Source organism: Paenibacillus sp. P3E, assembly GCF_001909045.1.
Taxonomy (GTDB): domain Bacteria; phylum Bacillota; class Bacilli; order Paenibacillales; family Paenibacillaceae; genus Paenibacillus_AQ; species Paenibacillus_AQ helianthi.
In genome coordinates, this window is sequence record NZ_LVWH01000025.1 from 1 (window position 1) to 11,771 (window position 11,771).

At 45.3% G+C, this 11,771-nt stretch carries 8 protein-coding genes and 2 pseudogenes; 3 read left to right on the forward strand and 7 right to left on the reverse strand.

Annotation, left to right across the window (positions count from 1 at the left end):
- Positions 1–250: pseudogene (locus A3842_RS32855) on the forward strand (TetR/AcrR family transcriptional regulator); the annotation flags it as partial.
- 170 nt (positions 251–420) lie between these two features.
- Positions 421–640, forward strand: a pseudogene (locus A3842_RS33175) (winged helix-turn-helix transcriptional regulator); the annotation flags it as partial.
- Positions 641–761: 121 nt separating this feature from the next.
- Here A3842_RS33175 and A3842_RS04430 read toward each other — a convergent pair.
- The 5 genes from A3842_RS04430 to A3842_RS04450 form a co-directional block, all read right to left on the reverse strand.
- Entirely contained in the window at positions 762–1,109 is a 348-nt protein-coding gene (locus tag A3842_RS04430; protein ID WP_074100583.1) for a hypothetical protein, read from the reverse strand.
- 31 nt (positions 1,110–1,140) lie between these two features.
- Positions 1,141–3,069 (reverse strand): FtsX-like permease family protein, encoded by a 1,929-nt coding sequence (locus tag A3842_RS04435; protein ID WP_074100584.1) that lies wholly within the window; start codon positions 3,067–3,069, stop codon positions 1,141–1,143.
- The gene (locus tag A3842_RS04440; RefSeq protein ID WP_074087930.1) at positions 3,066–3,821 is read right to left on the reverse strand and encodes an ABC transporter ATP-binding protein; all 756 of its coding nucleotides are present in this window, start codon (positions 3,819–3,821) and stop codon (positions 3,066–3,068) included. The genes A3842_RS04435 and A3842_RS04440 overlap by 4 nt, the downstream gene beginning before the upstream one ends.
- Before the next feature lie 694 nt (positions 3,822–4,515).
- Positions 4,516–5,520 (reverse strand): sensor histidine kinase, encoded by a 1,005-nt coding sequence (locus A3842_RS04445; protein ID WP_074100585.1) that lies wholly within the window; start codon positions 5,518–5,520, stop codon positions 4,516–4,518.
- On the reverse strand, positions 5,517–6,206 hold the full coding sequence (locus A3842_RS04450) for a response regulator transcription factor (RefSeq protein WP_074087928.1): 690 nt from the start codon (positions 6,204–6,206) through the stop codon (positions 5,517–5,519). Before A3842_RS04450 ends, A3842_RS04445 begins: the two co-directional genes overlap by 4 nt.
- A gap of 229 nt (positions 6,207–6,435) precedes the next feature.
- Here A3842_RS04450 and A3842_RS04455 point away from each other — a divergent pair, with 229 nt between their 5' ends.
- On the forward strand, positions 6,436–8,310 hold the full coding sequence (locus tag A3842_RS04455) for an LTA synthase family protein (protein ID WP_074100586.1): 1,875 nt from the start codon (positions 6,436–6,438) through the stop codon (positions 8,308–8,310).
- A 363-nt stretch (positions 8,311–8,673) separates the two neighbouring features.
- Here the strand turns inward: A3842_RS04455 and ltrA are convergent, their stop codons facing one another.
- Both ltrA and A3842_RS32355 read right to left on the reverse strand, forming a co-directional pair.
- Positions 8,674–10,485, reverse strand: a complete 1,812-nt coding sequence (gene ltrA, locus A3842_RS04460) for a group II intron reverse transcriptase/maturase (RefSeq protein WP_143186155.1) — start codon at positions 10,483–10,485, stop codon at positions 8,674–8,676.
- Between the two features lie 931 nt (positions 10,486–11,416).
- Positions 11,417–11,771 (reverse strand): hypothetical protein (locus tag A3842_RS32355; protein WP_178382291.1); only part of this gene is annotated, 355 nt, incomplete at its 5' end.

An 11,771-nucleotide genomic window follows, 5' to 3' on the forward strand; every position in this document is an offset into this window, starting at 1 on the left:
TTTCTATACACTTTTCATCAATACGTTTACTATATTTGTTAACAATGGAATTATGAAAGAAGAATTATATGCTGGGCAATATGAAGATTTGTCGATTTCTTTATTATCGATCAATATGTATGGCACACAGGAAATAATTCTTCTCCAAGAATTTCTACCAAAGCAGAAAAGTATCTTGTCCATCCTGTGGAGCCTTATTCTTCCTCATTTGACAAGGGCAGGGATGGATATGTACAGTCAGATGACATAAGATCCGACTAAGCACGGCAAGTTTGAAGTCAGAAGCATATTATATTCATCCGGTTTTTACATGGTCTTACTATAGATATCAAGTAAAATCGTAACAAAAAATCAAGCTTAAGCGGATCACTCTCCGCCCCGGCTTGGTTTTAATTGTGTAACTAAATACTCTCTTTCTGCAGACTAATGCCGAACATCATGCAAAAGATGTTCACACGGCAGCTGCGTGAACTTAAGCAAGGCGGGGTGAGGAACGTAAAGTGTACAACCAAGAATAACGGAGTATGGCTGGTCACTCAAGTTTATTCTGGATTCGTTGTGCAAGTGGGGCGTGCAGCATATTGAGAAGGTGTATGGCAACAAATACGATGTCCTGGAAGTAAGTATCCTGAACAAGTAATACAAAGTGGAGCAGCACAAAAACAGGCCAGACTGAAAATTCAGTCCTGGCCTGCTTTTTGTCTTTCGGTATGACCCAAATTTTCAAATAGCAATTGCGGTCTTTCATATTTCAAAAACACTCAAACCCCATAATGTATAACGTACTTATTCTCGTTAATTGCCCGTCTTAGCAAAACCATCAAATCTATCAATTCTGATGATGACTTGGATTGTTTATCTTTTAACACAATGCTGTAAAAAGCTTCTAAGGATTCAGGCGGTATAAGCGTAACTCCCCATCTGGCAAGGGCCAAACTGGGTCTGTTATAGCTGTGGAAGTAGGTTTTGATCAATGACAAATCGTCCCACCAATCATTCAAGAATTCATCAGCAATCGCGATGCAATGATAGGTTTCAGCTTCATATTTGGAGTAATCTTTATCCGTCTCGAATTGATCTATAATACCGAACTCAGCAACACAAGCCACTTGCACCCTCCTTTACTTTCTGCTTATTTGGTCACAACGACTCGCGGATCACTCTTTTATAATACAGCACCGACAGGAAGCCGAAAATTGAATACAGCGCCGTGTATAGCAGCATGACCAGGATGGTCGGTGTGAGCATTTCTGTGCCGAAGAAGAACCAGCCGGATTTGACGGCAAAGTAACTATGGCTCAGGCCAACGACCAGCGGAATCCCGAAGTTGAACAACTGCTTGAACTGGATGCCCCGTAAGAGATCTCCTTGGGTAAAACCCAGCTTCCGCAGAATGGTGTAGCCTCCTTTTTCTTCCTCGCCTTCATCCATTTGCTTGAAGTACAGAATGCAGCCTGAAGTAACCAGGAAAGTTAAGCCCAAGAAGCCGACAATAAACATAATAACGCCCATATTGTTCCGCTGTTTGATTTCAAAATCATACTGCGAAAAGCTTGGATACTCGGGTGACTGATTCGTAAAAATTTGATTTGCCTTTTCTATTTGCGAGCGGTTAGCAAGCTCAATCCCGTAGTAATCCGCTTTTTCTTTTGCTTTTTGCAGCTTGGGATTCAGGCTCTTAACCAGCTCCTGGTAGACCGTCTCATCGACAACAAATATGCCAGCGCCTCCACCGTAATAATAGGGCACAATCGATTCCTTGGATATGCCTATAAGCTTCTGCTCAATCGTCCCTTTCAAAGTCTTAAGGCCAATCTCGCCGGTTTCATTCAATTTAAAAAGCGTATCCATAGCACTGTTGTACCCCATAATTCGGGCTTCGCCAGGCTTTACATCTATCCCTTCTACAGTGCTGTCGCTGACTACGGAAGTAGAAAGAACCGTGTCTTTGGAATCCTTCTCCATAATTTTCGCAGCATCGACTTCCATCTCCACGGGCTGCATATGAATTTCTTTGTATTTGATTTGCGCCGCATCCAGTGCCTGTACAAACTTCTCCTTGGCCTCCACCCGGGTGAACCCAAAATCGTTAGGTGAGCTATCCTTAGCGTTCGCTTCCGCCGAATAATAAGAGATATAGCTGAGCGACAACAGACCGATAGCCAGCGCGGATACCGTTGTAATGATCGTCAGCAGCAGCGCATTCGACTTCATACGGAACATAATAGACGAGAGCGAAAGTACTTCATTGATGGAGAGGTAGCCTTTTTTACTCTTGCGGATTGCGTTGAATATGAAGCTGACTGAGCCTTTATAGAACAGATACGTGCCGACAATAACCAGACCCAGGATGAGAATCATCGAGGTCATCAGTCCGTTCATGCTGTTTATTTTCCCGCTGAAGAGCAGAGTGGACAAATAATACCCTGACGCGATAAAGGCGAGGCCAAGCAGGCCAAAGACAATCTCCCACAGCGGCATTTTTTTAATGCGCTCCTGTGTGGTGGAAGTAGCCTTGAACAGGGAGAGAATGCTCTGCCTTTTGATGAACGTGTAGTTCATGAGCATGATGAGCAGGTAAACTGCGGCAAAGACGATAATGGTCTGCTGCAGCGCCTCAGGAGAGAAGCGAAGCTTGGCCACGGCGTCAATCGCCAGGATTTTGAACAAGATCATCAGAATCAGCCGTGACATCGCGAACCCGACACCAATCCCGATTATCATGGAACCGAAATAGAGGATCAGGTTCTCCGCGCTCAGGAGTTTGAAGATTCTTCCTTTCGTTAATCCAATCAATTGAAACAGCCCAATCTCACGGCTGCGCCGCTTGATGAAGATCGTATTGGCATACAGCAGAAAAATCGCAACAATCGCGACTAGCAGCACCGAGGATGCACCAATGGCTGCTCCTCCTTTAACCGTTCCTTTAAGCTTCCCCATAGAAGGGTCATATTGCAGCGTGACGAAGGAGAAATACAGCGCCACACCGAAGATCAGCGCAAAGACGTACAGGTAATAGTTTTTGATGTTTTTTCGCAGATTGCGCAGGATGATATAATTCAGGCTCATTGCTGGACACCGCCCAAAACACTCGTGGTCTTGATAATATCATTGAAAAAGGACTGCCGGGATTCATCGCCTTTGTTCAGTTGAGTGTAAATTTGCCCGTCGCGGATAAACACCACCCGGCTGCAGTAACTGGCGGCAACAGCATCATGCGTGACCATTATGATCGTCGCCTGGCGCTTCGTGTTCATGTCGGCAAGCTTGTTCAGCAGGTCGGAAGCTGATTTGGAATCAAGCGCACCTGTTGGCTCATCGGCAAATATAATGCTCGGATCATGTATAAACGCCCGTGCCGCTGATGTCCGCTGCTTCTGTCCGCCGGAAATCTCTGCCGGGTATTTGTCTTTCATTTCGAAGATCCCCAGTTCACCGGCTACCTGTTCAAACTTCTGGTGGGCTTCTCTCTTCGAAATGCCGGTGATGGAGAGCGGAAGCAGCACGTTTTCTTTGACGGTTAGGGTATCCAGCAGGTTATATTCCTGAAAAATAAATCCCAGATGCTGTTTACGGAATTCGGCCAGCTGCTTCTCCTTCATGCCCGTAAACTCTTTGCCTTCTATTTCTATCGTTCCCTGACTTACCCGGTCAATGGAGGAAAGCACATTCAGCAGCGTCGTTTTGCCTGAACCGGAAGCCCCCATGATGCCGACGAATTCGCCTTTGCTGACTTGAAGGTCAATTCCCTTCAGCACTTCCTGTTTGTTGAATTTGTTGCCATACGTCTTATAAATTTTGTTAGCTTCTAGAATCATCATGTTCTGTATACACTCCTTAGATAGTTTCGAATCGTTTCGATCCCTCCCAAACCCTCCCTTAGCCAAGGGAGGGCCCCAAGGGCTCCGCCCTCTGGACACCCGGTTAAGTGCAATTAACGTGGGCGTTCAGACTGGCTGGACTTGGAGATGTTGGGAGTAGGAACGCTTGCCGTCCCTGCGGGACACGCTTAACTGCAACGGTACCTGGATACGGGGTAAAGATTAAGATCAAAAGATTAACATCAAAAGACGAAGTACAAGACCCCTTGATCTTCTGATGTTGTACTATGTCAGATCTCTAAAAAGATAAGATCAAAACCCAAGACCCCTTGATCTTCTGATGTTGTACTATGTCAGATCTCTAAAAAGATAAGATCAAAACCCAAAACCTCCTTGATCATCTGATGTTGCACTATGTCTGATCTCTAAAAAGATAAGATCAAAACCCGACACCCCTTGATCTTCTGATGTTGTACTATGTCAGATCTCTAAAAAGATAAGATCAAAACCCAAGACCCCTTGATCATCTGATGTTGCACTATGTCTGATCTCTAAAAAGATAAGATCAAAACCCGACACCCCTTGATCATCTGATGTTGCACTATGTCTGATCTCTATAGTTCTATCATAAGCGGGTTGCTTTATGTTTTCCTGCGTTTCACCGAACAAAACAAAGAGGCATGTGACATTGTTGTCACATGCCCGAAATACTCAAAAAGTCATTTTTGCGTGGAAACGTTAATGTAAAGGTAGTGCCTTCCCCGGGTTGGGATGCTGCCTGAATATCGATCAGCAGCGGCTCCGCCGCTTGTTTCGTCAAATAGAGGCCCATGCCTGTGGCGGCACCTTCCTGGCGGCCGGTCGTGGAAGTGAAGCCTTTATCATAAATGCGCGGCAAGTCTTTGGGGTCAATCCCTCTTCCGTGATCCTGGATGGTCAACACGACATGCTCCCCGGTGTCCCTACTCTGAATGAGGATATCGGAGTATTCGCTGTATTTCACAGCATTTGTCAGCAGTTGTCTAAGCATAAAGCCAAGCCATTTGCCGTCAGTGAGCACTTCTTCTACAGTAAGTTCAACGTCAAACCCAACTCCTTTGGGAATACACCATGATTTTAGCGCCCGGATCTCTTGATTGAGGATCGGTTCAAGCCGGGTCTTCTCGATATACAGATCATTATGCATGAACGGAATCCGTTTCTGATGAAGCTGCTGGTCAAGCAAATGATGGATTCTCAGCCATTCGTACATTATTTGCCGCTTTAGTGTTTCGTCCGGCAGCCGTTCAATCATGAGCTGCATGGCTGTAAGCGGGGTTTTGACCTCATGAATCCAAGACAGCAGATCGTCTTTCTCCTGTTCCAGCAGATGGAAATTCGCTGAAGATTCCAGCCTGTAGCGTTCGGTTTGGGCAGTCACCGCTTCCTCGACCATCCTCTCGAACGGACTGTCCGCTCCCTTGAAGGTACTCAGATCGTAGACCTCATCCCAAGCCCCGATCCGGTGATAGAATCGGGTTTCCTTATGATATCTGAGAAACACAAAAGCAGTACATACCATAACATTCAGTCCGACAATGTACAGCACGGGCATGAAGGGAATGGAAGAATCTACATAAGCCACGAACAAAAAAATGATCTGCAGCCCGCCAAGCAGAAGGAGCCAGCTGAGTTTCTCCTTTATGTATTTCTTGATCATAGTGCCGCCTCTTCGGTCGCCATATAGCCTTGCCCCACCTTGGTTTCAATATAAGCGTCCAGACCCAGAGGCTCCAGCTTCTTACGCAACCGGTTCACATTCACAGTCAACGTATTGTCACTCACAAAATGCTCGTTGTCCCACAGGTTTTTTATGAGCTCCTCTCGCTCTACAATCCGGTCTTTGCACTCTATCAGGATTTTGAGGATTAGCATTTCATTCTTCGTCAGCAGTGCGGAGTCTTGGCCTCTTGTTACAGTATTCTTCACGTATTCAATCGTTGCTCCACGCCACGTCTTCAGCTCGATTCGTTCGGTGTTATAGTTATATACCCGACGAAGGGTGGCCTGGATTTTAGCGATAAGCACATCGAAATGGAACGGCTTCTGTATAAAGTCATCTGCTCCGAACTGCATGGACATGACCATATCACTCGGGTGGTCACGGGAGGACAGAAAAATAATCGGCACATTGGAATGGGCCCTTAATATCCGGCACCAATGAAACCCGTCAAACTGCGGCAGCTGGATATCAATAATGACTAGTTCCGGCTGGACCAGTGTAAACTCCTGAACGACTTTTCCGAAATCGGAAATGCCGTACACCTCATAAGACCACTGAGATAACCGCTCCTTGATCTCACCGAATAGGGTGATATCGTCTTCAATAAGCATAATTTTGAACAATAGAGACACCTCGTTTCAAATCTGTGCAGCTCAGTGATAGAATCCAGGGTTATTTTAACATAGAACCTGTGAATTGGGTTACGTTCTCCATTCTACAGCATACCTCAGCCCTTATTTTTATCGAATAATAGTCACATATTATGTAAAATCAGGTTATCCCTCTAGTTGATTTTGAACGCTTCCATGTAATAGAATGAACTAATTATATAGAAAAGGATGCGCATACGAAATGCGGTTGAAGGAAACTCGTACTCTCAGCAAAAGATCTATCATTTTCTTCTCTCTGATCATGCTTGCTAAAAGCTATTTTGCCTGGTATTACTTATTCGAAGACGGGCCAACCTGGACCACCTTGTTTAAAGAACTTCCTTTTGTGCTGCTGATCTTCTGCTTAATTGAATGGTTCGCCACCAAACGGAAGATCGCCATCTACATGCTTGTGAATTTGTTGATTACGGTATTGTTCTTCTCTCTGATTATCTATCATAATCATTTCGGGATTATTGCCACCTCTCAAGTATTCGGTCAGGCCAAACAGGTTGGAGCCGTTAAGAAAAGTATTTTTTCGGTCATCCACCCGCAGTACATGCTGATTTTCCTGGATATCATTATCATTAGCCTGGTTATGTTCAGCCGGAAAAAAGCAGTAGCCTGGAAGACAGCCATGTCGCGCCAGAGCAACCGCAAAGCGGTCGCCGCCTTGTTCTGTATTTCCTTCGCGATCTGCATGATGAATATTTTCCCGAACCAGGCCAGCATGAATGAAAACGTCCAGGCCGAACAAATGGGCATTCTCAATTATGAAGCCTACGCTCTGCTTGCCGAGCATAAGGAAGAACAGATTGAGCTGTCCAAAATCACACAATCCGCCATTGATGAAACAAAGGGCATTCAAGCACCAGCCCATCCGGTCATGTTCGGTGCCGCCAAAGGAAAGAACCTGATCATCCTTCAAATGGAGTCCTTTCAGAATTTCCTGATTAATTTGTCCATAGATGGACAAGAAATTACACCAAATATGAATAAGCTGGCTGCCGGGAACTTTTACTTCCCCCGTTTTTACCAGCAAGTCGGACAAGGAAATACATCCGATGCCGAATTTATTGTGAACACTTCCTTTTATGTTCCACCGGATGGACCGGCTACCGACATTTATGCTCCTAAGGAGCTTCCAAGCTTGCCTAAGCTGCTGCAGGCGCAACGTTACGATACGGCGACTTTTCATACCAATGCAGTTGACTTTTGGAACCGCGGGGAGCTCTACAAAGCAGTAGGATTTGACCGCTACTATGACAAAGCGTTCTTCGGGGAAGATGACACTGTCTTCTACGGGGCTTCTGATGAAGTTCTGTACAAGAAGACATCCGATGAACTGGCGAGAATGGATCAACGCAGCCAGCCTTTCTATTCACAAGTGATCTCCATGTCTTCTCATAATCCTTTTTCCATTCCGGAGAGCAAATACAAGATGACCCTACCGGAACGATTCGAAGGAACATTAGTTGGAGACTATATCCGTGCCCAGAATTATGCGGACTACGCGCTTGGCCAGTTTATTGATGAGCTCCAAGCAAATGGAGTTTGGGATAACAGCTTAATCGTGTTGTACGGCGATCATCGGGGACTCCCTATTTTCTCACTGAAGGAAGCGGATAAAGCCTTGCTCGCGGAAATCCTGCATCATGAGTATACAGAACGCGATCTGATTAATATTCCGCTCATTATCGCATCCAAGGGATTGACTACACCCAGCGTGAAGGAACAATTAGGCGGGCAGGTGGATATTTTGCCGACGGTATCCAATTTATTAGGGGTATCCCTTAGCAACCATATCCATTTCGGACAGGATATTTTGAATCAATCCACCTATAATCTGCTTCCGCAGCGTTATTATTTACCTACAGGGTCATTTGTTAATAATGAAGAGCTCTTCTTATCCGGCAGCGGGTTTGAGGACGGACAGCACTATACCTTATCCGGTAATGGCAATCAACCGCAAAAAGCTACAGAAGATGAATTCAATCGTGCACTGGAGCTGCTGCACCTGTCAGACAGCTATGTCACACAATTGCCTGATCGGGAAGTTGTGGATGAGGATCATTAAAAGCGAACCCCGCTTCGTGAACTCGAGGCGGGGTTCATTTTTGTGCAATCCATCACATTTCTGGGTGTATGCAGAAAATAAAGTATTAGATTGGATGACTTTACTCCACGCGTCTATTCGAATTGTCATACCGTCAAACTCCCGAAAATAAGTTTTAGACTGAGCCTAGGAAATAAAACAGCGACAGCCAAGGACGAGAAAAATAAAGTCCTAGACTGTCGCTATTTTATTGCTAACCGTTGCAATAGGTAAGCGTTTGATGTAATCTCCGGCTTTTCCCCTGCGCCACACCGGACGTGCCAGTTTCCCGGCATCCGGCGTTCCATCTAATGAAAGCTACTTGATCATTGGTTCCCCGTTACTCTAGGTTCTGGAAAAAAAATTGATCGGTTCCAATTCGCATTTAGTGCGGTATTGGTTGATCAGGCTCTGCATGGATTCAGTTATTCCAAGCTTAGCCATGAGTCCGGCAATTGTCTGCTTGCATGTAGAATGGATTAACCGATGAACCTCCTTTTGGAGGATACGAAGATTGGAGAATTTATCGTTGCCGCCCAGATGAAGCGGTACAAAATGATGGCAGTGAACATCTGCCGCGGAAAGATACATGCCTGTAACTTCGCATTTCCCCATTTTCATGCTGTAGCGACTGATTCGGTTATCCATGTACTCTACACTTCGACTTGGGATATAGGATTTCGTTAATGAAGCAATTTCGTGTTGCAAATCTGGCCGTAGCTTTTGATGGATTTGCTCTCTTCCTTCTGCTGTATAAAGGGTCAGCTGTTGACTGAAGCTCATGGTATTTCTTGTCTTCACATCAGCGAGAGGATATAAATACACGTTTGCCAATCTAAATGTCCTGAAGCCACGACTGTAGAATTTCTTGTACGTCGGCGGCGGTTTTTCAGGGTGTTCGTATTTCCCAATCTGCTTGAGACGATTGAACATGAAGGCACGTAGATCGTAGGCAAGACGTGAGAACTCGGGGTTGACGTGGGTTGCCCATTTGAAATAGTTATGAATCCCTAAAACAAAGCTATTGAACAGCAGTGCATTCTGTGCGGTTGGGGAAGCTCTAAGTTTCTTGATACGCACCTTGGCTTCCTCTTTGATCTTCCGCTTGTTTTTGGCTTTAATGCCGGTATGCGCCACTCGTTTGTTGCCCTTTTTAGTCGCACGGATGGTGAAACCGAGGAATTCAGACTCCCGTTTGCGCAGATTCACAATCTGCGATTTCTCCGGGGAGATGTCCAGTTTCAGGCGTTCCTTCAGGTACAGTTTAACGGCATGATACCACTTGTGTGCAGTTCTCCAGTCTCGGCAGAGAACTTTGAAGTCGTCCGCGTAGCGGACGATGTACCCTTCTTTCAGAGTAGATCGCTTTTTCGCGTACAGTTCTCCTGATCTCGTCTTGTATGACTCGTTCATGGGGAACAGTTCCCACTGCCCAGCAATCCATTGATCCAGATCGTTTAAGACAATATTGGATAGAAGAGGAGAGAGGATTCCACCTTGTGGAACTCCTTTGAAAGGTATACCTTCTCCATCAATTCCTGCCTTTAGCATCTTCGAGATGCATGCTAATGTTCGCCTGTCCTGAATGCCAAGGTTCCATAGCTGCTTGATCAGCAATCCGTGATTTACATTGTCAAAGAAGCCTTGAATATCGATGTCGACAACATAGTGGAGTTGCGAATGATTCACTAGAAATTGCACTCTAGCCATAGCATGGCGAGTTGACCGCAACGGTCTAAAACCATAGCTGTGGTTATAAAAGTGAGCTTCCGCGATTGGCTCAAGCACCTGCTTAAAGCACTGCTGAATGATACGGTCCAAAATACACGGAATTCCGAGAGGTCTCCATTTGCCGTTATCCTTTTCAATGCGCTTCCGTCTGACTTTGTTGGGGCGGTAGTTCTTTAGCTTGTATTGGATATCAAGGACTAGTTCGTCTTCGGACAGCTTTTGGATATCCGTAATGGTTTTCCCATCGGTTCCAGGTGTCCGCGATCCTTTATTCGATTTCATCATTCGATAGGCGAGGAGGATGTTTTCTCTGGATGTGATGATGTCGTAGAGTTGCGGGAAAACTTCCTTTTTCGAGGCACTATCGTATAACGCTGTGAATGTGTCCGTCATGCCGTAGTAATCCCAGTATCGAAGAGCTTGCACTGTGGCATCCCTCCTTGTAGAGGTGATGTTCCCACGTTCCTACCCGATCGGTGCAATTCACGTTGGAGAATGATCGTTCTTTCCATTAGACTTGGGGCTGTTCCTCCACTCCCATTACAGAAGATTCATCAGTCGTGCCCCTGCCCTTACAAGGCTTAATGCATTTCGGCACGTGCCTTATTGCAACCGTCTTGGGTAACAGCCCTTGTTGCGATGCGCCTTGCTTTCCAAGTCCCTTACAACCTAGCTTTCTTTTTTCTCTTTTTTTTTTGTTCTGGACTTAGGTGCTTCCTCTGGGCCTGTGAGCAGGATGCCTCCTTAGTTTGGCATAGCGTATTTCATAGAGAAAATTTTTACTTTACGCCACTCACCCCATCGTAGGATGGTACATAAGTTTCCTTATGCTCTAACTTTAGACCTGTACATTCGGAAGTTCGTCAGTTCTTTTCGATGAACATTCTCACCATATCCAGCTTTTCAGCCACGCGGCATATCCGTCAGCATACCTTTTCTATTCGAATGGCTCTAGCCTTTGTTCTGCCGAATCTACCTGTACTTCAAACTCCATAACCTGTTAGTCATGACGCATGCAGGAGTATTGGCGGGATGGTTTCGGGATACATGGTTCTTTCATTCCCATCCTCGGTTGTAAAGTTAGGATTCTATGAATCCCCTGTTTTTCGCACTATGTGGTGCTTATACAGAACTTGTCATACTTTCCCGTTAGCGCAATGACTTGTCAAACAACCCATATGAGTAACGTTCCCGAATTCACGAACCCTCACCGGCTTAAGTGAGCGTAGCGAACGGGGCGTAAGACTTAGCCGATGAGGATTGTCAGTTGAATCCTCGAAAAACATCCCGCGGACCGAGGGCCGTATGGCCCGATGCGTGAATGCTGTTAGGCGATGCCGCTTCTTCTTCGAATAACTCACAAAATAATTAGTGTATTATTGTATATTTGTTTCATAAGATCTCGTCCATAAATTCTAACTCTCTGTGAGTTGTTTTGGATCCCCCAATAAATATCACCGATTGCCATCTTAATACAGCAAATTTCTATTTGTGCCTTTTTGTCCTTTAGTACTTCAAGTCCATAGCCTTTGAAAAAAGCCTTCATTGCAATATCGTTGTCAGAAAAATATCTTTCAAATAAAATAGAGAAGTTGTCAACATCTATGCCCCATAACATATTTTCGAAATCAATCATTCCGACGAAATTACCATTCTCGCTAACTAACCAATTACCAGGCGTAGAATCCCAACTAATAGGAACAGGCTTTGTA